Source organism: Sphingobium limneticum (genome assembly GCF_008710165.1).
GTDB lineage: Bacteria > Pseudomonadota > Alphaproteobacteria > Sphingomonadales > Sphingomonadaceae > Sphingobium > Sphingobium limneticum.
On the sequence record NZ_VYQA01000002.1, the window covers coordinates 206,004 to 229,182 of the forward strand.

24 protein-coding genes are annotated in these 23,179 nt (G+C 65.2%); 21 read left to right on the forward strand and 3 right to left on the reverse strand.

Annotated features, from left to right (window positions below):
• Window positions 1-17: 17 nt before the first annotated feature.
• From F4U95_RS03040 to F4U95_RS03080, 9 genes are all read left to right on the forward strand, one after another.
• Window positions 18-395 carry a hypothetical protein gene (locus tag F4U95_RS03040; protein ID WP_150424522.1) on the forward strand — a complete coding sequence of 126 codons (378 nt, stop codon included), beginning with the start codon at window positions 18-20 and terminating at the stop codon, window positions 393-395.
• Between the two features lie 74 nt (window positions 396-469).
• Entirely contained in the window at window positions 470-1,903 is a 1,434-nt protein-coding gene (astD, locus tag F4U95_RS03045) for a succinylglutamate-semialdehyde dehydrogenase (protein WP_150424767.1), read from the forward strand.
• A gap of 75 nt (window positions 1,904-1,978) precedes the next feature.
• Entirely contained in the window at window positions 1,979-2,794 is an 816-nt protein-coding gene (gene cobA / locus F4U95_RS03050; protein ID WP_150424523.1) for a uroporphyrinogen-III C-methyltransferase, read from the forward strand.
• A complete protein-coding gene (locus F4U95_RS03055; RefSeq protein ID WP_120249642.1) occupies window positions 2,791-3,087 on the forward strand; it encodes a DUF2849 domain-containing protein in 297 nt (98 codons plus the stop codon). The genes cobA and F4U95_RS03055 overlap by 4 nt, the downstream gene beginning before the upstream one ends.
• A gap of 2 nt (window positions 3,088-3,089) precedes the next feature.
• Window positions 3,090-4,721: a nitrite/sulfite reductase gene (locus F4U95_RS03060; protein ID WP_150424524.1), complete on the forward strand. Its 1,632-nt coding sequence runs from the start codon at window positions 3,090-3,092 to the stop codon at window positions 4,719-4,721.
• Entirely contained in the window at window positions 4,714-5,121 is a 408-nt protein-coding gene (locus tag F4U95_RS03065) for a RidA family protein (protein ID WP_150424525.1), read from the forward strand. Before F4U95_RS03060 ends, F4U95_RS03065 begins: the two co-directional genes overlap by 8 nt.
• A complete protein-coding gene (locus F4U95_RS03070) occupies window positions 5,114-5,554 on the forward strand; it encodes a DUF934 domain-containing protein (RefSeq protein ID WP_120249639.1) in 441 nt (146 codons plus the stop codon). Before F4U95_RS03065 ends, F4U95_RS03070 begins: the two co-directional genes overlap by 8 nt.
• Window positions 5,547-6,332 (forward strand): phosphoadenylyl-sulfate reductase, encoded by a 786-nt coding sequence (locus tag F4U95_RS03075; protein ID WP_150424526.1) that lies wholly within the window; start codon window positions 5,547-5,549, stop codon window positions 6,330-6,332. Before F4U95_RS03070 ends, F4U95_RS03075 begins: the two co-directional genes overlap by 8 nt.
• A gap of 122 nt (window positions 6,333-6,454) precedes the next feature.
• Window positions 6,455-8,263 carry a DUF885 domain-containing protein gene (locus F4U95_RS03080; RefSeq protein ID WP_150424527.1) on the forward strand — a complete coding sequence of 603 codons (1,809 nt, stop codon included), beginning with the start codon at window positions 6,455-6,457 and terminating at the stop codon, window positions 8,261-8,263.
• A gap of 129 nt (window positions 8,264-8,392) precedes the next feature.
• On the opposite strand, the gene F4U95_RS03085 is transcribed toward F4U95_RS03080, so the two are convergent.
• On the reverse strand, window positions 8,393-9,877 hold the full coding sequence (locus F4U95_RS03085) for a replicative DNA helicase (protein WP_150424528.1): 1,485 nt from the start codon (window positions 9,875-9,877) through the stop codon (window positions 8,393-8,395).
• Window positions 9,878-9,991: 114 nt separating this feature from the next.
• Between F4U95_RS03085 and F4U95_RS03090 the strand changes: the two genes are divergently transcribed.
• The 10 genes from F4U95_RS03090 to F4U95_RS03135 all read left to right on the forward strand — a co-directional run bounded on the left by F4U95_RS03090 (window position 9,992) and on the right by F4U95_RS03135 (window position 19,559).
• Window positions 9,992-10,474 (forward strand): UPF0262 family protein, encoded by a 483-nt coding sequence (locus F4U95_RS03090; RefSeq protein WP_120249635.1) that lies wholly within the window; start codon window positions 9,992-9,994, stop codon window positions 10,472-10,474.
• A 13-nt stretch (window positions 10,475-10,487) separates the two neighbouring features.
• Window positions 10,488-11,171 carry a GH25 family lysozyme gene (locus tag F4U95_RS03095; RefSeq protein ID WP_425505029.1) on the forward strand — a complete coding sequence of 228 codons (684 nt, stop codon included), beginning with the start codon at window positions 10,488-10,490 and terminating at the stop codon, window positions 11,169-11,171.
• The gene (locus F4U95_RS03100) at window positions 11,171-11,629 is read left to right on the forward strand and encodes a cytidine deaminase (protein WP_150424529.1); all 459 of its coding nucleotides are present in this window, start codon (window positions 11,171-11,173) and stop codon (window positions 11,627-11,629) included. Before F4U95_RS03095 ends, F4U95_RS03100 begins: the two co-directional genes overlap by 1 nt.
• 7 nt (window positions 11,630-11,636) lie before the next feature.
• Window positions 11,637-12,191 carry a dCTP deaminase gene (gene dcd / locus F4U95_RS03105; protein WP_056682258.1) on the forward strand — a complete coding sequence of 185 codons (555 nt, stop codon included), beginning with the start codon at window positions 11,637-11,639 and terminating at the stop codon, window positions 12,189-12,191.
• A gap of 16 nt (window positions 12,192-12,207) precedes the next feature.
• On the forward strand, window positions 12,208-12,966 hold the full coding sequence (locus tag F4U95_RS03110) for a metallophosphoesterase family protein (RefSeq protein WP_150424530.1): 759 nt from the start codon (window positions 12,208-12,210) through the stop codon (window positions 12,964-12,966).
• A 204-nt stretch (window positions 12,967-13,170) separates the two neighbouring features.
• Complete coding sequence (locus F4U95_RS03115; protein ID WP_150424531.1) at window positions 13,171-14,664, forward strand: ATPase domain-containing protein; 1,494 nt, start codon at window positions 13,171-13,173, stop codon at window positions 14,662-14,664.
• Window positions 14,657-17,278, forward strand: a complete 2,622-nt coding sequence (locus tag F4U95_RS03120) for an ATP-binding protein (RefSeq protein WP_150424532.1) — start codon at window positions 14,657-14,659, stop codon at window positions 17,276-17,278. Before F4U95_RS03115 ends, F4U95_RS03120 begins: the two co-directional genes overlap by 8 nt.
• Window positions 17,279-17,371: 93 nt before the next feature.
• Window positions 17,372-17,677, forward strand: coding sequence for a hypothetical protein (locus F4U95_RS03125; RefSeq protein ID WP_120249631.1), 306 nt, complete (start codon window positions 17,372-17,374; stop codon window positions 17,675-17,677).
• Entirely contained in the window at window positions 17,674-19,257 is a 1,584-nt protein-coding gene (locus tag F4U95_RS03130; RefSeq protein ID WP_150424533.1) for a PepSY-associated TM helix domain-containing protein, read from the forward strand. Before F4U95_RS03125 ends, F4U95_RS03130 begins: the two co-directional genes overlap by 4 nt.
• On the forward strand, window positions 19,254-19,559 hold the full coding sequence (locus F4U95_RS03135; protein ID WP_150424534.1) for a DUF3325 domain-containing protein: 306 nt from the start codon (window positions 19,254-19,256) through the stop codon (window positions 19,557-19,559). Before F4U95_RS03130 ends, F4U95_RS03135 begins: the two co-directional genes overlap by 4 nt.
• Before the next feature lie 160 nt (window positions 19,560-19,719).
• Here F4U95_RS03135 and F4U95_RS03140 read toward each other — a convergent pair whose 3' ends face one another.
• Both F4U95_RS03140 and F4U95_RS03145 read right to left on the reverse strand, forming a co-directional pair.
• Window positions 19,720-20,409 (reverse strand): anti-sigma factor family protein, encoded by a 690-nt coding sequence (locus tag F4U95_RS03140; RefSeq protein ID WP_150424535.1) that lies wholly within the window; start codon window positions 20,407-20,409, stop codon window positions 19,720-19,722.
• Window positions 20,406-20,894 (reverse strand): RNA polymerase sigma factor, encoded by a 489-nt coding sequence (locus F4U95_RS03145; RefSeq protein ID WP_150424536.1) that lies wholly within the window; start codon window positions 20,892-20,894, stop codon window positions 20,406-20,408. Before F4U95_RS03145 ends, F4U95_RS03140 begins: the two co-directional genes overlap by 4 nt.
• A gap of 88 nt (window positions 20,895-20,982) precedes the next feature.
• Here F4U95_RS03145 and F4U95_RS03150 point away from each other — a divergent pair, with 88 nt between their 5' ends.
• Both F4U95_RS03150 and F4U95_RS03155 read left to right on the forward strand, forming a co-directional pair.
• Window positions 20,983-22,314, forward strand: a complete 1,332-nt coding sequence (locus tag F4U95_RS03150) for a S8 family serine peptidase (RefSeq protein ID WP_150424537.1) — start codon at window positions 20,983-20,985, stop codon at window positions 22,312-22,314.
• Between the two features lie 99 nt (window positions 22,315-22,413).
• Window positions 22,414-23,106, forward strand: a complete 693-nt coding sequence (locus F4U95_RS03155; RefSeq protein WP_150424538.1) for a hypothetical protein — start codon at window positions 22,414-22,416, stop codon at window positions 23,104-23,106.
• The last annotated feature ends 73 nt before the right edge of the window (window positions 23,107-23,179 follow it).

Consider the following 23,179-nt stretch of genomic DNA (forward strand, 5'->3'; position numbering starts at 1 on the left):
GCAATTTTGGTGGGACCATGATCGAGCGTGATTTGTCTGATCCGGATGGGATCATCACCGTCCGATCGTCCGGCGACTGGACCCGCGCAGAAATCGACGAACATTTCGCGGCGCTACGCGAAATCGTCGCGAGCAGGCGCCGAAATGGCGATCCCATACGTGTCCTGTCGGACCTGAGCAGCGCGTGCACCGATGATATGGGCATAAACGACCATATTCTGGACGAATGCCACCGCACCTATCAGCCCGGTGACCGTGTCGCGATCCTGACGCCTGGACCATCGTCGAAGCGATGGCTGCGCGAACGGCTGCGCGGGTCGGAAGTCGCGGCCTTCAGTTCGCGCCTGCCCGCTGAAATGTGGTTGATGGCCGACGACCTCCCGCCGCCGGAATGAAGGGCGCGGGCGCTTTGCGCCATCCTGCCATTGCCACCTTTTCGTTAACCAATTTCCGCCATACCGTTCCCCAAATGGTCGCGCCGCTTACATCCCATGAACCTGCCACCGGCACCCTGCTCTGGCAGGGCGAGCCCGGAAACGTCGATGCAGAGGTCGCCCGCGCCCGCGCCGCCTGGCCCAGATGGGCGGCCCAACCGATCGCCTATCGCATCGAAACGCTGCGCCGCTTCGTCAATGTCGTGCGCAAGCATGAGGATGCGCTGGCGGACCTGATCGCCCGCGAAACCGGCAAGCCTTTGTGGGACGCCCGCAACGAAGTCGCCGCCGTCATGGGAAAGGTCGACGTCAGCGTCGCCGCCTATTCCGAACGCACCGGGCAACGCCGGCTGGAAGCGGCGCTGGGCGCGCGCCAGTCGGTGCGGCACAAGCCCCATGGCGTCATGGCGGTGCTCGGACCCTATAATTTTCCCGCGCATCTGCCCAACGGCCACATCATCCCCGCCCTGCTGGCCGGCAATGCCGTGATATTCAAACCGTCGGAAAAAACCCCGGCGGTCGGCGAATATCTGGTCAAACTCTATCATGAGGCCGGCGTGCCGGTGGACGTCGTCCGCCTGCTGATCGGCGCGGCCGAAACCGGCAAGGCGCTGGCCGCCCATCCCGATATCAGCGGCATCCTTTTCACCGGATCGGCGCAGACCGGCATCGCGATCAACCGGCAATTCGCAGCCCAGCCTTCCAAGATCCTCGCGCTCGAAATGGGCGGCAACAACCCAATCATCGTCTGGGACACGCCCGAAATCAACGCGGCGGCCACTTTGGTTGTGCAATCCGCCTTCATGACCAGCGGCCAGCGCTGCACCGCCGCCAGCCGCCTGATCGTGCGTGACAGCATCGCCGACAAGCTGGTGGGCGAGATCAAGAAGCTGGCCGACCGGCTGATCGTCGATCATCCCCATGCGGACCCTGCCCCCTATATGGGACCGGTCATCGACAATCAGGCGGCCGACGGGCTGACCGAAAGCTTTCTCTATCTGATGAGCAACGGCGGCAAGCCGATCAAGCATATGGTGCGCCCGCACAAGGGCCTGCCCTTCCTGTCGCCCGCCATCATCGACGTCACCGCCATGAAGGAGCGGCCCGACGTCGAACTGTTCGGTCCGTTGCTTCAGGTAATCCGCGTATCGGATTTCGGCGATGCCATCGCGGAGGCCAATAATACGCGCTACGGCCTGTCCGCTTCGCTGATTGGTGGGTCGCCCGAACAATATAATCAATTCTGGGCCAATATCCGCGCCGGCCTCGTCAACTGGAACCGCCCGACCAACGGCGCCTCTTCCTCCGCCCCGTTCGGCGGCACCGGCATATCGGGCAATCACCGGCCCAGCGCCTATTATGCCGCCGACTATTGCGCCTATCCGGTCGTTTCGGCGGAAATCGAGACGCCGCGCGCCTCCATCGGCGTTGGCCTCAAGGATATCGACGTCAGCGTGATGGGCGATTGACGCAAAAACATTTCCTAATCCCCTGCATACCCATTCTGAATTGAACTACAGGCGCGCTTTCGCCATCTGGCCATCATGGCTGATACAGCACCCTCGACAGTCTATCTCGTAGGCGCAGGCCCCGGCGATCCGGACCTGCTGACGATCAAGGCCGCGCGCCTGATCGGCGCGGCCGATGTCATCGTGCATGATGGGCTGGTGTCCGACGCCATCCTGGCTTTGGCCTCCCCCGACGCGGACCTCATTTCCGTCGCCAAGCAGCGCAGCCGCCATTCCATGCCGCAGGAGGCTATCAACGCCCTGCTGGTCGACCTTGCCCGCGAAGGCCGCAATGTCGTGCGGTTGAAGGGTGGCGACCCCTTCATCTTCGGCCGGGGTGGCGAGGAAGTCGAAGTCTGCCGCGCCGCCGGCGTGCCGGTGGACGTCGTGCCGGGCATCAGCGCCGCGATCGGCAGCGCCGCTTCCGCTCAACTCCCCCTCACCCATCGCGCCGCATCCAGCGCCGTCAGCTTCGTCGCTGGCCAGTGCAAGGGGCTGACGGATCAGGACTGGTCCGGGCTGGCGGGTACAGGACGCACGCTCGTCATCTATATGGGCGTTGCGACCGCTGCCGACATCGCCGACAAGCTGATCGCGGACGGTGTATCGCCCACGCTGCCCGTGGCGGTGCTGGAAAACGGCACCCGCGCCGACATGCGGACGCTGCGCACGCTGCTCGCCGACCTTGGCGACATGGTCGCGCGGGAACAGGTGATCAGCCCGGCGTTGATCGTGGTCGGCGACGTCGCCGCGCATGCGCTGGCACAGGACGTGCTGATGGCCTATCGGGACACGACATTGAATATCGAAGATCCGGCATCGATCGGACCGAACGGGAAAAGGGTAGAATGAAGATACTGACGGGCAATGACCTGGTGACCGGCGACGTCATCTGGTGGGCGGGTGACGGCTGGTCGCGGCAGGTCGGCGACAGCGCCGATGTCGGCGACCATGGCACAGACCTCGCCCGCACGGAGGAAGCCGCGCTGCGCGTCGTGGGCGCCTATGTGATCGACGCGACCGTTACCGACGAAGGTGTTCGCCCGGCCCATATCAAGGACCGCATCCGTGCCCTCGGCCCGACGGTGCGCCCCGACCTGACCCTGAAACCGAATGATGCCGACGCCGGCAACTGGGTGATCTGACCATGTATCGCTATGACAGCTACGACCAGTCCATCGTGAACGCGCGGGTGGAGGAATTTCGCGATCAGGTGCAGCGCCGCCTGACCGGCGCGCTCACCGAAGACCAGTTCAAGCCGCTGCGGCTGATGAACGGCCTCTACCTGCAATTGCACGCCTATATGCTGCGCGTCGCCATCCCCTATGGCACATTGTCGGGCAAGCAGATGCGCAAGCTGGGCGAAATCGCGGCGAAGTACGACAAGGGTTACGGCCACTTCACCACGCGCCAGAACCTGCAATATAACTGGATCAAGCTGGCCGACGCGCCCGACATCCTGGCCGAACTGGCCACGGTGGAGATGCACGCCATCCAGACCAGCGGCAATTGCATCCGCAATATCAGCTCGGATCAATATGCCGGCGTCAGCGCTGACGAAGTGGCGGACCCCCGCCCTTGGGCTGAGCTGCTGCGCCAATGGTCGAGCTTCCACCCGGAATTCACCTATCTGCCGCGCAAGTTCAAGATTTGCGTGATCGCATCGGACGACGACCGCGCGGCGATGCGCCTGCACGATATCGGCCTGAAGCTGGTGGAACGCGACGGCGTCATCGGCGCGGAAGTCTATGCCGGTGGCGGCATGGGCCGCACCCCGATGGTCGCCCCGCTGATCCGCGACTTCGTGCCGGAAGAAGAGATCGTCTCCTATCTCGAAGCCTGCCTGCGCGTGTACAATCGCTACGGTCGCCGCGACAACAAGTATAAGGCGCGGATCAAGATCCTGGTCCACGAAATCGGCGTCGAGGATTATAAGCGCCAGGTCGAGGAAGAGTTCGCCCATATGCGGACCCTCGGCCTCAACCCGCCGGTCGAGGAACTGGCCCGCATCCGCGCCTTCTTCGCCAATCCCGCCTATGAAGCGGGCGCAAGCGAGGATATCGACCGCGCCGATCCGGCCTTCGCCTTGTGGGTCGACCGTCAGGTCGCGGCGCACAAGCAGCCCGGCTATGCCATCGTCAATATCAGCCTGAAGCCGCTGACCGGTATTCCGGGCGATGCGTCGGCCGAGCAGATCGACCTGGTCGCCAGCCTTGCCGAGCAATATTCGCTCGACGAACTGCGCGTCACCCATGCGCAAAATCTCGTCCTGCCGCATGTGAAGAAGGCGGACCTGTACGCCATCTGGCAGAAGCTGGAGGAAGCGGGTCTGGCCGAAGCCAATCTCGACCTTATCACCGACATCATCGCCTGCCCTGGCCTGGATTATTGCGCGCTCGCCAATGCGCGGTCGATCCCGCTGGCGCAGAAGATCGCGCAGCGCTTCGCTGCGGCCGAGCGCCAAGCGGAATTGGGCGAGCTGAAGCTGAAGATTTCGGGCTGCATCAACGCCTGCGGCCACCATCATGCCGGCCATATCGGCATATTGGGCGTGGACCGTAAGGGTGTGGAGAATTTCCAGCTGCTGCTCGGCGGATCGGGCGCTGAGGATGCCTCGCTCGGCCAGATCACCGGCCCCGGTTTTTCCGAGGACGGCGTGGTCGATGCGATCGAGAAGGTGACGGACATCTATCTGGCGGAACGCACCAGCGGCGAACGCTTCCTCGACACCTATCGCCGCATCGGCATGAAGCCTTTCAAGGAGGCGATCTATGGCTGATCGCGACGTCGTCTATCCGGCGAATCCCCATGCCCTGTACGATCATCATCGCTATTCGCCCGCCGTCCGGTCGAAAGGCTTTCTGTTCGTGTCGGGTCAGGTCGGTGCGCGTCAGGACGGTTCGCCCGAACCGGATCTGGCCGCGCAGGTCCAGCTTGCCTTCGACAATCTGAACGCGATCCTGAGCGCGGCGGGCAGCAGTTTTGCGAACGCCGTGGACGTCACCCTGTTCATGATCGATCCGGAGGCGGATTTCGACACTATCTGGCCGGTGCTTCAGGCCAATTGGGGCGAAAAGCCCTTCCCCAACATCACCGCCGTCGGCGTCAACTGGCTCGCCGGCTTCCAGTTCGAGATCAAGGTTATCGCACGTATCCCGGAGGAAGCGGATCATGGTTGAATTTCTGTCCTTCCGGGATGGCGAAGCGGGTCAGGAACCGGCCGTCACGGTCGAATCCTTCACTGGCCAGTCGAACGCCACCGCCGTGCGCATCGAACCGGGCGAGGATGCCCGCGAATTGCTGCCCCATCTCGATCGCCTGTCGCTGGTGGAGGTGAACTTCCCGGCCTATGGCGACGGCCGCGGCTATTCCGCCGCCCGCATCCTGCGGGAATCGGGCTATCAGGGCGAATTGCGCGCCGTGGGCGATGTGCTGGTCGATCAGATCAACGCCATGCGTCGCTGCGGCTTCGACAGTTTCCACCCCGCAAAGCCGCTGGATGACGCCGCCGTGGAGCGTGCGCTCACCCGCTATGACGACGTCTATCAAAAGGCGATCGATGGCCGTCAGCCCGTTTGGGCCAAACGGCATCCGGAGAAAATACATGGCTGAACCTGCCCGCCAAATCGACATGATCGACACTCGCCCCGCCTTCACCCAGGCAGAGGCCGACGCGCTGAACGCGCGGTTCGAGGGTGTCGACACGCTGACCATGCTCAAGACCGTGTTTGCGGAGAAACTCGCCGGCAATGTCGCCGTCGTCTCCTCCTTCGGCACGGAAAGCGCGGTCTTGCTCGATCTGGTGGCCAAGGCGGACAGGAGCGTGCCGGTCATCTTCGTCGACACGATGAAGATGTTCGCCGAAACGCTGAATTATCGCGACACGCTGATCGCCCGTTTCGGTTTCACGGACAGCCGCACCGTCGCGCCGATCGCCGACGTGATCGCCAAGAAGGACGAAACCGGCCTGCGCTGGTCCTACGACCCCGATGGCTGCTGCGAAATCCGCAAGGTCGAACCGATGAAGCGCGCGAAGGATGGCTTGGACACCTGGATTTCGGGCCGCAAGGCCTTCCAGTCGGTCACGCGCCAGAACCTCCCCCGTTTCGAGGTGGAGGATGGCCGGTTGAAGCTCAACCCGCTGGGCGACTGGACAAAGGGCGATCTGGAAGTCTATTTCGACCGCGAGAATCTGCCCCGCCACCCGCTGGAGGCGCAAGGCTATCTGTCGATCGGCTGCGAACCCTGCACGTCGAAGGTGAAGCCTGGCGAAGATCCGCGCGCGGGACGCTGGCGCGGGTGGGATAAGGTGGAGTGCGGCATTCATTCGCCCGTCACGCCGATTCCGGTGGCCGATCCCGAAGATCCGGCCAACCTGCCGTCCTTCTGACACGCACCTCTGCGCCGATCGAAAAGATCGCGGTACCGTAACAATATTGCAAGCGGCTGGACGGATGGTGCCAGCCGCGCAATATACTCGGCCCCATTGTCAAAGACATAAGGGAGTCGTCCATGGACCGCCGTCAATTCCTCGCCACCAGTGGTGCAGCCGCCCTTGCCGCTGCAACGCCCCGCGCTCTTGCCCAGACGGCTGGCGCCGACGACGCCCGGCTATCCGCGACCTTCGCCGCCATCTTCGATCGGCAGCTGGATCTTTCGCCCGCTTTCGTCACCAGCCTCGGCCTCGACAAGGGCGGCCGTGCCGGCGCGAAGAGCCAGCTGGACGACAATAGCAAGTCGGCGATGATGAAGCGGCTGGCCACGACACAGACCGCGATCAAGGAACTGGAGGGGTATAAGACCGCCAGCCTGTCCGACGCGCAGCGGTTGAATCTGGACGTCATTCTCTACGCGCTGGACCAGCAGACCGTCGCCCCCGCCAAATTCGGCCTCAACAGCGCGGTGCGCCCCTATCGCATCTTCCAGCAGGGCGGCAGCTATTTCTCCACGCCGGATTTTCTCAACACCGCCCACACCATCAACGCCACGGCCGATTGCGACGCCTATGTCGCACGGCTGGAGGCCTTCGCCCGCAACCTGCGCACCGACACCGCACTCCAGCGGGATGAGGCGGCGCGCGGCTATCTGGCGCCGGGCTGGTCGCTCGACCTGACGCTGGGCCAAATGAAGAAACTGCGCAGTCAGAGCGCCGCCGACAGTTCGATGGTCCAGTCGCTGGTCAAGCGCGCCGCGGCCAAGGGGCTGACCGGCGACTGGCAGAGCCAAGCCGCAGCGGTGGTGGAAAAATCCATCTACCCCGCACTGGACGAGCAGATCGCCGCGATCGAATCGCTACGTGGCAAGACGGCGGCGGGCGACGGCGTCTGGCGCACGCCGCGCGGTGATGAAATCTACGCCGCGGCGCTCAAGAGCGCGACCACGACCGACCTGTCGGCCGACCAGATTCACGCCGTGGGGCTGGAGCAGGTGGCGGACCTCTCCGCCCAGCTGGACGTGATCCTCAAGGGCGCCGGCCGCACCAGCGGGTCGATCGGCGAACGATTGGCCGCGCTCAATGTCGATCCGGCGCAGCTCTACCCCGACAGCGCGGAGGGCCGCGCTGCCCTGCTCGCCCAGCTCAATCGCGATATCGACGCGATGAAGGCCAAACTTCCCAATGCCTTCACCACCATTCCTGACACCGCGCTGGAAATCCGCGCGGTGCCGGTCGAAATTCAGGATGGCGCGTCCAACGGCTATTATAACCGCGCCGCGCTGGATGGATCGCGTCCCGCCATCTATTTCATCAACCTCAAGGATGTGGGCGACTGGCCGAAATATGGCCTGCCCTCGCTCACCTATCATGAAGGCGTGCCGGGCCATCACCTCCAGATTTCGACCGCGCAAAATGCGGGCGACGTGCCGATGCTGCGCAAGACCGCCTTCATGAGCGCCTATACCGAAGGCTGGGCGCTTTATGCCGAACAGCTGGCGGACGAGCTGGGCGGCTATGCGACGCCGATCGACCGGGCCGGCTATCTCCAGTCCTTCCTGTTCCGCGCGGCACGGCTGGTAGTCGATACCGGCATCCATGCGAAGAAATGGGATGTGAAGCAGGCAACCGACTATATGGTCGAAAAGACCGGCTTCGCCCGGCCCCGCTGCCAGCGCGAAGTCGAACGCTATTGCACCCAGCCGGGTCAGGCGACCAGCTACAAGGTCGGTCATGGCGTGTGGAGCAAAGCGCGCCAGGACGCGCAGGCATCGCTCGGCAAAAACTTCGATATCAAGCAGTTCCACGCCATCCTTGAGGAAGGCGCGATGCCGCTGTCGATGCTGGAAAAGCGGGTCGCCGCGCGGGCGAAGGCGGTAAAGGGCTAACCGCCCTAGCCCGCATCACCTCGTCATCCCCGCGCAGGCGGGGATCCATCTCCCCTGCGTTGATCTTGGTGCAAGGTAAGGGGATGTATCCCCGCCTTCGCGGGAATGACGGATGTTTAACTGCCGCGATTATTCGTAATCCAGATCCTGATAGCTATCATCCGCCACGTCGGAGAAGCGCGTGATCTTGGCGTCGAATTTCATGCGGATGCGGCCGGTGGAGCCGTGACGCTGCTTGGCCACGATCACCTCGGCGAGGCCGTAGATGCGCTCCATATTTTCCTTCCACGCGGCATAGGCGGCCTCGTCGTCGGGCTTGGGCTCCTTGGCGGCTTCATAATAATCCTCGCGGAACACGAACCACACCATGTCCGCGTCCTGCTCGATCGAGCCGGATTCGCGCAGATCGGACAGCTGCGGACGCTTGTCCTCACGCTGCTCCACCGCACGGCTGAGCTGCGACAGCGCCAGCACCGGGACATGAAGTTCCTTAGCCAACGTCTTCAAACCGCGCGAAATTTCCGAAATTTCGTTTACGCGATTTTCGTTGCCGCGCCCGGTGCCCTGCAGCAGCTGGAGATAGTCGACGACGATGAAGCCGATATCATGCCGCCGCTTCAACCGCCGTGCGCGGGTGCGCAGCGCCGCGATCGTCAGGCCCGGCGTATCGTCGATGAACAGCGGCAATTCCTGCAAGTCGCGCGCGGCGCGGGACAGGTTCTGGAAGTCCGCCCGGCTGATCTTGCCCATGCGCAGCGCTTCGCCCGAAATACCCGACTGTTCGGCCAGCACGCGGGTGGCCAGCTGGTCCGCCGACATTTCCAGGCTGAAGAAAGCCGTCTTGGCCCCCATATTCTTTTCCGCCGGAATGCCATCGCCATTGTCCCGCAGCCAGCGCGACGCCGCATTATAGGCGATGTTGGTCGCCAGCGACGTCTTGCCCATGCCCGGACGACCGGCCAGGATCATCAAGTCGGAATTGTGCAGACCACCGATCTTGGCGTTCAGGCTGTTGATGCCGGTCGTGATCCCCGACACATGGCCGCCGCTGTTGAGCGCGCGTTCCGCCACCTGCACGGCGGCGGTCGAAGCCGTCAGGAAGCTCTTGACCGACCCGGACTCCCCCTCGCCTTCGGATACCTTGTAAAGCGCGACTTCCGCCGCCTCTATCTGCTCGCGGGGATTCACATCCTCGCTGGTATCCATCGCATTTTCAACCAGTTCCCGCCCGACGCTGACAAGCTGGCGCAGCAGGGCCAGGTCATAGATCTGCGTCGCGAAATCGCGCGCGCCGATCAGCGCCGCACCATTGCCGGTCAGTTGCGCCAGATAGGCCGCGCCGCCCAGTTCCTTCAGTGCCGGATCCTGCTCCAGCATGGGCTTCAGCGTCACCGGATTGGCGACCATGTCCTTGTCCAGCAAGCGCATGATCGCGTCGTAAATGCGGCCGTGCAGCGGCTCGAAATAATGTTCGGCCTTCAATTTCAACTGCACATCTTCGGCGATGCGGTTGTCGATCATGATCGCGCCCAGCAGCGCGGCCTCCGCCTCGACATTGCGCGGCAGTTCGGTTCCGCTGCTTTCAGCGGGGTTGATTTTCAGCAATTCGACCATGGCCCCTCTTTCCTCCGCCGGCGCGCGGTGCGCAAGGGCCAGAACGGAAACCATCTGTGGATAAGTCCCGCTTGCTTTTCGGCGCGCGCCACCGCACTGACTAAATCCTGCATCATGGCCGATCCGCGCATCATAGACATCCAGCTGGACCAGCGCACGATCCTGTGGCGCAACGCCGACGTGGAGCAGGAACGGCGCATCGCGATCTTCGACCTGCTGGAGGATAATCATTTCGCGCCGCAGCGGGTCCATGCCGACGGCTATGCCGGTCCCTACAAGGTGATGCTGCGGGTCGAGGATGGACGGCTCGGCATCGAAATCAACCGGGAGGATGATACGCCGCTGGAAGCGATCATCCTCAGCCTCGGTCGCTTCCGCCGGCCGATCCGCGAATATTTCGCCATTTGCGACAGCTATTATCAGGCGATCAGCAACGCCTCCCCGCAACAGATCGAGACGGTGGACATGGCCCGACGCGGCATCCACAACGACGCGGCGGAGGTGTTGAAGGAACGGCTGGAGGGCAAGATCGAGGTCGATTTCGACACGGCGCGCCGACTTTTCACGCTCATCTGCGTGCTGCATATCAAGGGGTAAGACGATCAGGGTTGTGACTTTGGGTGGCCTGCTGGTCCGCATCGGGGCGGGACTGGCGGTGGTCGCGGCGCTGGCTTTGGCGCTGTGGCTCTATGCGCGCGCCTGGGCGCCCGATCGCGATCAATATCCGGTACAGGGCGTCAGCATCAGCGCGGACAACGGCCCGGTCGACTGGGGCACGCTGGCGGCGCAGGGGGCGGATTTCGCCTATATCCGCGCCGGCGACGCCGCCGATCATCGCGACCCCGCCTTCGCCGCCAACTGGCGCGGGGCGCGCGCGGCTGGGCTGCGCTACGGCGCGCTGATCGAATTCACCCCCTGCCGCCTCGCCAGCGACCAGGCGACCCGCTTCATGACCACCGTCCCGCGTGACAATGCCGCGCTGCCCCCGGTCATTCGCCTCGCCTTCACGCCCGCCTGCACTGCCCGGCCCAACCGCGACCTGCTGCTGTCGGAACTCAACACGCTGGTCAATCTGGTGGAGGGGCATGCCGGCAAGACCGTGCTGCTCAACGTCAGCGAGGATTTCGACAAGGCCTATGATATCGGCTCCGGCATCAACCGGACGCTGTGGCTGGACGGCAATTTCTTCCCGCCCGATTATGCGACCAAGCCGTGGGTGATGTGGACAGCCAGCGACATGCGGCATATCGACGGCGTCGATGGTCCGGTCCGATGGAATGTGGTGACGCCCTGATGCAAGACGAACAACAATTTGGACAGCTGATCGCGGCAGCCCGCGCAGCGATGGCCAACGCCCATGCGCCCTATAGCCGCTTTGCCGTGGGCGCCGCCGTGCGCCTGACCGACGGCAGCATTGTCACCGGCTGCAATTTCGAAAATGCCAGCTACGGCCTGTCGCTCTGTGCCGAAACGGTCGCGCTCGCCACGGTCAATGCACAGGGTCGTTTCGCAGACATAACGGATATCGCGGTCGTCGGTGGCGCCATGGACGCGGGCGAGGAAGCGCTCGTCACCCCCTGCGGACGCTGCCGCCAGATCATGAATGAGGCCGAGCAGATGGCTGGCCGCACCCTTGGCATCTATTGCGCCACGCCCAGCGGCGACCGCATCCTCGACCTCACGGTCGCTGACCTCCTCCCCCATGCCTTCGGTCCCGCGGACCTGGGCATCGGCCCCACGACGAAGAGCTGAAAACGACATGGCCATTCTTTCCGACAAATGGATCCGCGAACAGGCGCTGAGCACCGGCATGATCGAGCCGTTCGTGGAGAGCCAGCGGCGCGAGGGCTGCATCAGCTACGGCCTGTCCTCCTACGGCTATGACGCGCGGGTGGCGGACGAATTCAAGATCTTTACCAATGTCGACAGCACCATCGTCGATCCCAAGGATTTCGATCCGAAAAATTTCGTCGATCGCAAGACCGACTGCTGCATCATTCCGCCCAACAGCTTCGCGCTCGCCCGCACGGTGGAATATTTCCGCGTGCCGCGCGACGTGCTGGTCATCTGCCTTGGCAAGTCCACCTATGCCCGGTGCGGCATCATCGTGAACGTGACCCCGCTGGAACCGGGCTGGGAAGGGCATGTGACGCTGGAATTTTCCAACACCACGCCCCTGCCCGCGAAAATCTACGCCAATGAAGGCGCCTGCCAGTTCCTGTTCCTTCAGGGCAATGAGCCATGCGAGGTCAGCTATGCCGACCGCGCGGGCAAATATATGGGGCAGCAGGGGGTGACTCTCCCCCGTCTGTGATGCGACAATCCCGGCCATGACATTCTGGCGCAGGACAGCGCGCAATGCCGCGCCGCCGCCCGATATCGGGCCGGACCGGCGGGTCTATGCGATCGGCGACGTGCATGGCTGCGCCGACCTGCTCGACCAATTGCTGGCCATGATCGCTCAGGATGATGGCGACCGCCCGGCCAAGCCGATCAGCCTGATCCTGCTGGGCGACCTGATCGACCGTGGCCCCCACTCGCGCGGCGTGGTCGAACGGGTGATGGCGCTCATGGCATCGGGCGGCGACGTCCGCTGCCTCAAGGGCAATCATGAGGAAGTCTTCATCCTGGCCGCGCGCGGCAATGCGCAGGTCATGCCGGTCTTTCGCCGCATGGAGGGGGAGGCGACGCTGGCCAGCTACGGCCTGGACCCCGCCCTGTTCCGGGTCATGACCGATGCGGAAATCGTCGCGTGGATGGTCAGGCATGTGCCCCGCGCCCATGTCGATTTTCTGGACGCCCTGCCCGACAGCATCGCCATGGGCGACTATCTGTTCGCCCATGCCGGCATCCGCCCCGGCGTGCCGATGGATGCACAAAGCCCGGCGGACCTGCGCTGGATCAGGCGCGAATTTCTCGACCATCGCGGCGCACACAGCCATATGATCGTGCATGGCCACAGCATCAGCCCCGATGTGGACGAACGAGCCGGACGTATCGGCATCGACACCGGCGCCTTCCTGTCGGGCCGGCTGACCGCCATCGGGCTGGAGGGCACGGATCGCTGGTTTCTGCACACCGGCGACTGAGGCGATTCGCATGGAGCGCAGCGCGCGGAAGGACGCTTCTTCGCGCCATTTTCCCCTTTATGGCTGATCCAGATCAACCAGGGCCGCTACATCGTCGCAATAGCTGCCAACTTCCTGCAATCTTGCCCTTCGTCCGCTGCTTTCGCTTCTGTTTTCCATCGGACAGTCTAGCGTGTCCGGCATAGACGAGAGACGAGACATAAGATGAACCTCAAGATCATTTCGACCGGCAATGTGGGCCTGGACAAGATATTGGGCGGCGGCATCCCCGCCAGTCGTCTCTATCTGCTGGAAGGCGCGCCGGGATCGGGCAAGACCACGCTCGCGCTGCAATTTCTGCGCGAGGGCATCCGCAAGGGCGAGCGGGTTCTGTACATCACCCTGTCCGAAACCCGCGAGGAACTGGGCGCCGTCGCCGCGTCCCATGACTGGACGCTCGATGGCTTCGACGTGTTCGAACTGGAATCCGCCGATGACGTGTTCGGCAATGGTCGCGAACAATCCATCATCCACCCGTGGGAAATGGAGCTGGGCGAAACCATCCGCCTGATCCAGGACGAAGTGGAGCGGGTCCGCCCGACCCGCGTCGTGTTCGACAGCCTGTCCGAAATGCGCCTGCTGGCGCAGGATCCGCTGCGCTATCGTCGTCAGGTTCTGGCCCTGAAGCAATTCTTCTCCGGCCGGGACAGCACCGTCATCCTGGTCGACGACATGACCGGATCGGCCGACGCGCGCGACGCCCATCTGCACAGCCTGTGCCATGGCGTCGTCACGCTGGAACGGCTGACGCTGGACTTTGGCGCGGCGCGCCGGCGCATGCAGGTGCAGAAACTGCGCGGCATAGACTTCACCGCCGGCTATCATGACATGATGATCCGCAAGGGCGGCGTGGATATCTTCCCCCGCCTGATCGCCGCCGATCATCATAGCGATTTTACCGGCGACATGGTGCAAAGCGAAGTTGTCGAACTCGACGCCTTGCTGGGCGGTGGCCCGATGCGCGGCACCAGCACGCTGATCACCGGACCGGCCGGGTCGGGCAAGACCACCATCGCCCTGCAATATCTCTATGCCGCCTGCGAACGGGGCGAACCAAGCACCCTGTTCGAATTTGACGAGCGCGTCGGCACATTGCTGACCCGGTCCAACGCCTTCGGCCTGGATATCACCCGCCATGTCGATCAGGGCTGCCTGACGATCCAGCAGATCGACCCGGCCGAAATCTCTCCCGGCGAATTTGCCGCGCGCGTCCGGCACGAGGTGGAGGAACGCGGCGTCCGCATGATCGTGATCGACAGCCTGAACGGCTATATGGCCGCCATGCCGCAGGAACAGCAATTGCTGCTCCAGATGCACGAACTCCTCTCCTATCTCAGCCAGCGGGGCGTGGTGACCTTCCTCATCAATCCCCAGCATGGGCTGGTGGGCACGATGTCGACCAACCTCAATATCTCCTACGTCGCCGACACCGTCGTGCTGCTGCGCTTTTTCGAAGCGGAAGGGCGCGTGCGCAAGGCCATTTCCGTGCTCAAGAATCGCGGCGGCGTGCATGAAGACGCCATCCGGGAATTTCGCATAGACAAGGATGGCGTGCGGGTGGGCGAGCCTTTGCGCGCGTTCCGTGGGGTGTTGACCGGCACGCCCGAATATCTGGGCGCCACCAAACCCCTGATGGAAGATCGCACCGGTGATGCCTGACTCCTTGCAAGAGGGTCATCGCCTTCTCATCTGCGCGCCATATGGGCGCGATGCCGACAGCGTCACCAAACTCCTCGTAGCCGAGGGTTATGACCTCCATATCTGCGCGGATATCGGCGCGGTTGCGGCTGCGCTGAACGAAAATGTCGGCGCCGTCCTGGTCACCGAAGAGGCGCTGACCGGCGACCTTACCCTGTTGCGCACGGCGATCGGCGCGCAGGCCGACTGGTCCGACGTGCCCTTCATCCTGCTGCGGGCGCAGCGGACCAGCCGAACCCCGCCCGGCCCCTGGATGCCCGGCCGCCTGCTCGACCTCGTCACCAATACGGTGGTGCTGGAGCGGCCGCTGGGCGTGGCATCCCTGGTCAGCGCGATCGCTTCGGCCATGCGCGCGCGCCGCAAGCAGTTCGAGATGCGCGATCGCATCGAGGAACTGGCGACCAGCGAAAATCGGCTGCGCCTGGCTACGGCGGTCGCCAATATCGGCACCTGGGATTTCGACATCGTCGCAAACCAGTTGCGCTGGGACGAGCGGTGCAAGGCGATGTTCGGCGTCCCCGCCGATACGGCCATCAGCTATGAAGCCCAGTTCCTCCCCGGCCTGCATCCTGACGATCGCGAACCGGCGGCCGCAGCCGTGACGGCCGCGCTCGATCCGCTCGGCGACGGCCAGATCGACATCGAATATCGCACCATCGGGCCGAACGATGGCGTGGAACGCTGGATCGCGGCCAAGGGCGGCGCGATCAAGGAGGATGGCCAGGTCGTCCGCCTGATCGGCACCGTCATCGACATTTCGGAGCAGAAGCGCGCCGCCGCCGCCCTTGCCGCGTCGGAAGCCGCCCTGCGCGAGGAAAGCCTGGCGCTGGACATTCTCAACCGGACCGGCCGGCATGTGGCGGCCGAACTGGATCTAGACCGCCTGGTCCAGACGGTGGTGGATGCCGGCCGCGAACTGACCGGGGCGGAAATCGGCGCCTTCTTCTACAATCGGATCGACGATGCGGGCGAAAGCTACCTGCTCTACAGCCTGTCGGGCGCGTCGATGGACGATTTCAGAAATTTCCCCATGCCGCGCAATACCGACATATTCGCGCCGACCTTTGCGGGGACCGGCGTGGTGCGATCGGCCGATGTCACTCTCGATCCCCGCTATGGCCGCCACGACACCTATCATGGCATGCCCAAGGGACATTTGAAGGTCGTGTCCTATCTGGCCGTGCCGGTCATCGCGCGATCGGGCGAAGTGATCGGCGGCCTTTTCTTCGGCCATGCGCAGCCCGGCCAGTTTGACGAGCGCGCCGAGCGACTGGCGCTGGGCCTGTCGGCGCAGGCGGCGATCTCGATCGAAAACGCCCGGCTGGTGCAGGCCGCCCAGCGCACCAACCAGACGCTGGAACAGAAGGTCACCGAACGCACCGCCGCGCTGGAGGCCGAAATGGTCAGCCGCGCCCGGGCCGAAGCCGCCCTGCGCCAGAGCCAGAAGATGGAGGCGGTGGGCCAGTTGACCGGCGGTATCGCCCATGACTTCAACAATATGCTGACCGGCGTGATCGGGGGCATCGACATCGTCAAGCGCCGGATCGCGTCCGGCCGGCTGGACGATCTCGACCGGTTCATGGACGCCGCCTCCACCTCCGCGCAGCGCGCCGCAGCGCTCACCGCCCGGCTGCTCGCCTTCTCCCGCCGCCAGTCGCTCGATGCCCGGTCGGTGGATATCAACGCGCTCGTCACCGCGCTCGACGATCTGCTCGCGCGCTCCATCCATGAAAATATCCGGCTGACCATCGTGCCCGGCGCCGATGCACCCCATGCGGTGGTCGATCCCAACCAGCTGGAAAACGCCATATTGAACCTGGCGATCAATGCCCGCGACGCCATGCCCGACGGCGGCGACCTGACGGTGGAGGTCGGCACGATCGAACTGGACGACGCCTATGTCGCGGCCAAGCCGGATATGGCGGCGGGCCATTATGTCGTGATCGCCGTGTCCGACAGCGGCGTCGGCATGGCCCCCGACATGATCGACAAGGTGTTCGAACCCTTCTTCACCACCAAGCCGATCGGCCAGGGCACCGGCCTTGGCCTGTCGATGGTCTATGGCTTTGCGCGGCAATCGGGCGGGCAGGTGCGCATCCACAGCCAGCCCGGCGTCGGCACGTCGGTCAAACTCTACCTGCCCGCAGGCGAGGTCGCGGGTGAGGCCGAAGGCCAGGTGGCGCAGGCGATACAGGAAGGCCATGGCCAGACCGTGCTGGTGGTGGAGGATGACCCATCCGTCCGCCTGCTGGTACGCGACGTGCTGGAGGATCTGCGCTATGTCACGCTGGAGGCGGGCGACGCGGCCGAAGCGATACCGATCCTGCAATCGGGCCGACCGATCGACCTCATGGTATCCGATGTCGGCCTGCCGGGGATGAACGGCCGCCAATTGGCCGAAGTCGCGCGCGAACATCGCCCGCATTTGCCGATCCTGTTCGTCACCGGCTATGCCGAAAATGCGGCTGTGCGCGCCGGCTTCCTGGGCGAAAATATGGGCATGATCACCAAACCCTTCGCGCTCGACGCGCTGGCGGCCAAGATCGACGAGATGATGGCAGGCGCGAGCAGCTGATCGCTCCCTCATTTTGAAGTAGACATCGGCGCCGCCCTCGCCTACCCGCTCCTGCGAACTATTATCATTAATACCGCAGAGTGGACCGACGTCATGGCTTCCAGAGCTTCCCCCGCACCACGCTACAGGCTGGCCGTCGCCAGCCGTGTCCTGGCGGCGATTCCGCTCAACTATGCCCTGACCGCGATCGCCACCGCGCTGCTCGCCCGCCATTTGCCGCTCAGCCGTGCGGAGGCCACCATCGCGGCCACCCTCACCTCCTTCCTCATCTTCGCGCTGATCGCCATGGCGATCTTCCACGCCCGTTCGACGGCCAAGGTCTGGCTTTGGATGGTCGGCAGCACCGCATTGCTGGGCGGCCTCCTCGCGCTCTCGCTTCAGTTGGGAGGCCGCGCATGAAGGACGGTTTCCGCCAGTCCATGGCCTGGCTCCACACCTGGACCGGGCTGCTGCTGGGCTGGCTGCTTTTCGCCATGTTCGTCACCGGCACCGCCGCCTATTTCCAGGAGGAGATCAGCCGTTGGATGAAGCCGGAAGTCATCGCCGCGCCCGATCGGGAAGCCGCGACGCAGGCCGCCATCACCTATCTTAACCGCACCCAGCCGGATGCGGAAAACTGGTTCATCTCCCCCCCTTCGGCGCGTACCCCCACCGCCAATGTCTTCTGGCAACCGCGCAAGGTGGAAGGCGAAGAACCCCGCAAGCGGCGCGGTCGGCGCGGCGACACCAGCGCCACGCTGGACGGCCAGGGTCAGCCCGTCACCGCACGCGAAACGCAGGGCGGCTTCTTCCTCTACCGCTTCCATTTCGACCTGCATTATATCCCGGTCCATTGGGCGCGCTATCTGGTCGGCGTCGCAGCGATGTTCATGCTGATCGCGATTTTCAGCGGCATCGTCACCCACAAGAAGATCTTCGCCGACTTCTTCATGCTGCGCTTCGGCAAGGGGCAACGCAGCTGGCTCGACGCGCATAATGTCACGGCGGTCTTCGCCCTGCCCTTCTATCTGATGATCACCTATACCGGGCTGGTCACGCTGGCGACGCAATATATGCCCTGGGGCATCGCGGCCAATTATAGCCAGCCCGACGCCTTTTTCGAAGAGGTCTTCCCCGGCCGGGCGGAGGTGGAACGCTCCGGCATCAGCGCGCCGCTCGTGCCCGTGACCCCGTTGATGGAGGTCGCGCGTCAACGCTGGAACGGAGCCGATGTCGGGTCGGTGCGCGTCGCCCTGCCCGGTGACAGCAACAGCACCATCACCCTGACCCGCGCGTCCAGCGGCGCGATCGGATCGCGCGGCGAAAGCATCGTCTTTTCCGGCACGTCCGGCGACCTGATCGAAGCAAGCGCACCGCAGGGCGGCGCCATGGCGACGCAAAGCGTGATGATCGGCCTGCATGCCGGCCGCTTCGCCGGCTGGGGTCTGCGCTGGCTCTATTTCCTGTCCGGCATGGGCGGCACGATCATGGTCGGCAGCGGCCTTGTCCTGTGGACGGTCAAACGCCGCGCCAAGCTGGCCGATCCTGCACGCCCGCATTTCGGCTTCCGCCTGGTCAGCCGGATGAACGTCGCTACCATCGCCGGCCTGCCGGCGGGCATCGCCACCTATTTCCTCGCCAATCGCCTGTTACCGCTGGGCATGGAGGCGCGTGCGGACTGGGAAATCCACAGCCTCTTCATCGTCTGGGGCGCGACGCTGATCTGGGCGATCGCCCGTCCCGAAAAGCGGGCCTGGGTGGAAAGCCTGGCGCTGGCCGGTGGCCTGTTCGCCGCCGTCCCGGTCATCAATGCGCTCACGGTGCCGCGTAACGGCATCACCGGCTTGCTGTCGGGCGACTGGCTGTTCGTCGCCTTCGACATCGCCATGCTGATCCTCGCCATCGGCCTCGGCTTCGCCGCGCGCAAGGCGGCCCGCGCCACCACCGCAAAGCCCCCGCGCCGCGCCCGCGCGATCAAGGAAGAATTGGCCACCGCATGACCCACATCATCGCCATCGCGCTTTGCATCGCCGGTTTCGCTTGCCTGTGCGCCGCCATGGTGCGGCACCAGCCCGATTTCGTCGGGCGCAAGCTGGATGCGGGAACCAGCCGCCTGTTGCGCCATGCCGGCTTCGCCCTGTTGCTGGCGGCACTGGCGGTCGACATGATCGGCCTGGGTGCCGGCTATGGCGCGGTCGCCTGGTGCGCGCATCTGACGCTGGGCGCCGGGCTGGTCCTGTTCCGCCTCAATCGCACGATCGCCCGCCAACCGGTGAAGGCGAAGCCGGCGCGGAAAGGGTGATATATCCGGGCTGAGTAGGTCGACCGCTGGCGAGTGGATATCAAGCGTTCCCCGGCGCAGGCCGGGGCCCAGTTCAGAGGGTGAAACTGGACCCAGGCCTGCGCCGGAGAACGCAAAGCCATAGGCTCACATCATCGCGCGTTACTGTAAATCCAGCCTCTCACCGCCACCCCTTCGCCACCGCCGCTTTCTCGCCAACGGCATCGACCGGCCCGCCGGCCATCAGCGCATCGACCGTCGCCATGACCCGCGCATCGGCGGAGGACGCCTGCCGATAGGCCGTTTCCCGCCCCGCCCCCGGCAAGACCTGCTGCACCTGCCAGCCTTCGCCTTCGCGGCAGGCAACGCCCGCCATCGCGCCATCGAAGCTGCGGCACCAGCCGCCGCCCTTGCGCTGGAAAGTCAGGCCGATGCGGATCCCCGCCCCATCCTGCGCCGACGCCAGCTGGCTATCGAGCGCGGTGGCAAGCGGACCCTGCGCCACCATGACGCCATCCTCCATACCGATCGGCCCGGCCGCACCACCGGAAAAGCGCCCAACGCCCAGCCCCAGCACCAGACTGGCCGCAATCGCGCCACCCATGGCCCAGCCACCCCAGCGGCGGACTGGCCCCTTCATCGGCACCACCGCCTCGCTTTCTTCCAACAGGCTGCGCAACCGATCGGGCACCGGCTCCTGCGCCACCGGCGCATAATGGCCCGCCAGCCGCTCCCGCAATCGGCGATGCTGCGCCAGCCGCTCGGCCAGCGCCGGATCGCCTGCGACGGCGCGCTCCACCCGGCGCCGGTTCACCTCGTCCAGTTCGCCGTCGACCATCGCGATCAGCATGGCTTCATCGATATCCGTCATGCCGCCTCTCCCATCAGTTCCAATAATGCGCCACGCCCCCGGACCAGCCGCGACGTCAAAGTCCCCATCGGTATGCCCAGCACCGCCGCCGCTTCCTTATAGGACAGCCCCTCGACCAGCACGAGCGCGATCGCCTCGCGCTGTTCGTCGGGCAATGCCTGCATCGCCCGGTCGACGTCGGACAGCATCATATGCGCCTCCACATCGCGGTCGCCGGCATGGCCGACGGTCAACCCCGCCTCTTCGGGGGCAAAGGTCTTCGCGGCGCGTTGCCGGGCACGGGCTTCGTCGATCCACAGGTTGCGCATGATCCGATACATCCAGCTGTCCAGACGGGTGCCCGGCTGCCACTGATCGCGCGCCTTCAGGCCGCGCTCCAGCGCCGCCTGGCACAGATCGTCCCCATCGGCGCGATCCCGCGACAGGCTGGCGGCAAAACGCCGCAGCCGGGGCAGGATATCCAGCAGGTCGCGTTCGAATGACATCCATACTCCGTCGCTTGTTCGAAGGATGAAACGTGCCAGCCCATCCGTTTCATCCCGCAGACAGATGACGAATGGACATTTTTTCGCAATGGATGATTTTGCACGCGAACGGAACGGTGAGGCGGACATGAAGCTGACGCGCCCATGGATGATGGCGGGCCTGATCCTGCTGGCGCCGACGACCCTGTCGGACGCGCAGGCGCAATTGCTGCCGGGCGGCGGCGGCCTTGGCCCAGTTAGTCAGGGTGGCATAGGTCAGGTCGTGCCCGATACGCTTGGAAAGGTTGGGGATCAGGTCGGCGACCGGGTCGGCTCGGCCGTAGACGCGACCGGGCTGGATCGCCTCAGCCCCGCCCGGCTGGCCGATCGGCTGGCGGCCGCCCGCGCCGCGCGAGTGAGCGACCTGCTGCGCCGGCATGGCGACCGGATCGAACTGGACGACCGGCGCGAACCGGCCCGACGCGGCGTCATCCTGCTGACCGGCGCGGACGATGGCGCGCTCGCCGCCCTGCGCGCGGCAGGCTATGGCGTGGACAGTGAAACGGTCGAAGGCATAGACCTGCCCATCGCCCGCCTGACCCCACCCAAGGACAAAAGCCTGCCCCGCGCCCTGCGCGATGTGCGCAAGCTCGCCCCGCAAGCGCAGGCAAGCGCCGACAATCTCTATTTCCCCAGCGGCCCGGCGCTGGCGCTGACGAACGCCGCGCTTGCCGGCGGGGGCAAGATGGACGGGCGCGTCGCCGGCCTGATCGACGGCGGCGTGGGCCGCCACCCCTCGCTTGCATCCGCCATCGAACAGCGCGGCTTCGCACAGGGCGCCCCCCGCGCCAGCCCGCACGGCACCGCCGTCGCCTCGCTCATCAGCGGCGAAGGTGCTGTGCGAGGCGCGGCACCGGGCACCCCCTTACTGGTGGCCGATGTCTATGGCGACGATCCGGCCGGCGGCGGCGCCTTCGCCATCGTCCGCGCGCTAGGATGGATGGCGGCGCGCGGCGTGCGCGTGGTCACGGTCAGCCTGGTCGGGCCGGCCAATCCCCTGCTCGACGGCGCGATCCGGCTGGCGCGGGACAAGGGCGTGACGGTTGTCGCGGCGGTCGGCAATGATGGCCCGGCCGCGCCGCCCGCCTATCCCGCCTCCTACCCCGGCGTGATCGCCGTCACCGGCATAGACGGGCGCGGGCGGCCTTTGCCCGAAGCCGGGCGCGCGCTCCATATCGATTTCGCCGCCCCCGGCGCGGACATGCAGGCGGCCGATATGCAGGGTGGCAAGGCGGCGGTGCGCGGCACCAGCTTCGCCGCGCCGCTGGTCGCCGGCCGGCTGCTGGCGCGCGGCACGCTGGCCGCCCTGCGCGCCGAAGCCGGAACGGCTCGGAAGGGACAGGCGCCCGTCATCTGCGGCGCTTGCAGAAATAACGACTGAATTTCCGTAACTTGAAATTATTTCACAGGCATCGGGATTAAAGCGACCACGCCTCCCGTTCTCCTTTCATCACGACGATATTGATGAAGGAGATATGAGATGAAAGCCAAATATCTGATCGCCGCAGCCTGCCTCGCCGCCCTGTCGGTGGCCCCTGCCTCGGCCCAGTTGCTCGGCGGCGGCGGTGGCGGCCTGGGCGGCTCGCTCGGCGGCGCGCTGGGCGGTGGCGGCAGCGGCGGCTTTGGCGGTTCGCTCGGCGGCACGCTGGGCGGCGCCGGCAGCCTCGATCGCAGCATCGACCTCGACAATGGCCGCGTGGGCGCCAGCGGATCGAGCCGCAGACGGGCCGACGGCGCCGCCAGTGGTTCCGCCACCCGCAACAGCAAGAGCCGCAGCGCCAGCGCTTCGGGCTCGGCCGACGGTTCGGCCACTGGCAGCCTCGCGGTCGATACGCTCGGCACCAATGACGCCCGCAATGCGGTCGGTTCGGTCCGGGACCGCGCCACCGATACGGCCGGCACCGTCCGTGATCGTACCACTGAAACCGCTGGTGCCGCGAGGAACCGTGCCACCGAAACCGCTGGTGCCGCCCGTGATCGGGCGACCGGCACCCTCGCCAGCGCGCGCGACCGGGCCGGTTCGGCCGCCGGCAATGCCGCAGGGCAAGCGACGGGCGCCGTCAACAACGCGGCCTCAATCGACGCCAGCGGCTCGCTGTCGGGTCAGGTCAGCGGCCAAGGCTCTTCGACCGGCGGCACCAGCAGCAACGATACCCCCGATCAGGCGGACTGATTGACCCCGCCGGGGCATGCGGACAAGCGGGCCCGTTCCACACCGCTTGGCCAAAGCCCCTCCGCCTGACGAA

Coding starts and splice junctions, on each gene's coding strand:
- F4U95_RS03145 (WP_150424536.1), bottom strand. CDS start 20,894: ATGTCATTCGAACGCGACCTGCTGGATATCCTGCCCCGGCTGCGGCGT.
- F4U95_RS03065 (WP_150424525.1), top strand. CDS start 4,714: ATGGCTGATCGCGACGTCGTCTATCCGGCGAATCCCCATGCCCTGTAC.
- cobA (WP_150424523.1), top strand. CDS start 1,979: ATGGCTGATACAGCACCCTCGACAGTCTATCTCGTAGGCGCAGGCCCC.
- F4U95_RS03100 (WP_150424529.1), top strand. CDS start 11,171: ATGCAAGACGAACAACAATTTGGACAGCTGATCGCGGCAGCCCGCGCA.
- astD (WP_150424767.1), top strand. CDS start 470: ATGGTCGCGCCGCTTACATCCCATGAACCTGCCACCGGCACCCTGCTC.
- F4U95_RS03115 (WP_150424531.1), top strand. CDS start 13,171: ATGAACCTCAAGATCATTTCGACCGGCAATGTGGGCCTGGACAAGATA.
- F4U95_RS03135 (WP_150424534.1), top strand. CDS start 19,254: ATGACCCACATCATCGCCATCGCGCTTTGCATCGCCGGTTTCGCTTGC.
- F4U95_RS03140 (WP_150424535.1), bottom strand. CDS start 20,409: ATGACGGATATCGATGAAGCCATGCTGATCGCGATGGTCGACGGCGAA.
- F4U95_RS03155 (WP_150424538.1), top strand. CDS start 22,414: ATGAAAGCCAAATATCTGATCGCCGCAGCCTGCCTCGCCGCCCTGTCG.
- F4U95_RS03070 (WP_120249639.1), top strand. CDS start 5,114: ATGGTTGAATTTCTGTCCTTCCGGGATGGCGAAGCGGGTCAGGAACCG.
- F4U95_RS03080 (WP_150424527.1), top strand. CDS start 6,455: ATGGACCGCCGTCAATTCCTCGCCACCAGTGGTGCAGCCGCCCTTGCC.
- F4U95_RS03075 (WP_150424526.1), top strand. CDS start 5,547: ATGGCTGAACCTGCCCGCCAAATCGACATGATCGACACTCGCCCCGCC.
- F4U95_RS03125 (WP_120249631.1), top strand. CDS start 17,372: ATGGCTTCCAGAGCTTCCCCCGCACCACGCTACAGGCTGGCCGTCGCC.
- F4U95_RS03060 (WP_150424524.1), top strand. CDS start 3,090: ATGTATCGCTATGACAGCTACGACCAGTCCATCGTGAACGCGCGGGTG.
- F4U95_RS03130 (WP_150424533.1), top strand. CDS start 17,674: ATGAAGGACGGTTTCCGCCAGTCCATGGCCTGGCTCCACACCTGGACC.
- F4U95_RS03040 (WP_150424522.1), top strand. CDS start 18: ATGATCGAGCGTGATTTGTCTGATCCGGATGGGATCATCACCGTCCGA.
- F4U95_RS03055 (WP_120249642.1), top strand. CDS start 2,791: ATGAAGATACTGACGGGCAATGACCTGGTGACCGGCGACGTCATCTGG.
- F4U95_RS03120 (WP_150424532.1), top strand. CDS start 14,657: ATGCCTGACTCCTTGCAAGAGGGTCATCGCCTTCTCATCTGCGCGCCA.
- dcd (WP_056682258.1), top strand. CDS start 11,637: ATGGCCATTCTTTCCGACAAATGGATCCGCGAACAGGCGCTGAGCACC.
- F4U95_RS03085 (WP_150424528.1), bottom strand. CDS start 9,877: ATGGTCGAATTGCTGAAAATCAACCCCGCTGAAAGCAGCGGAACCGAA.
- F4U95_RS03150 (WP_150424537.1), top strand. CDS start 20,983: ATGGATGATTTTGCACGCGAACGGAACGGTGAGGCGGACATGAAGCTG.
- F4U95_RS03090 (WP_120249635.1), top strand. CDS start 9,992: ATGGCCGATCCGCGCATCATAGACATCCAGCTGGACCAGCGCACGATC.
- F4U95_RS03110 (WP_150424530.1), top strand. CDS start 12,208: ATGACATTCTGGCGCAGGACAGCGCGCAATGCCGCGCCGCCGCCCGAT.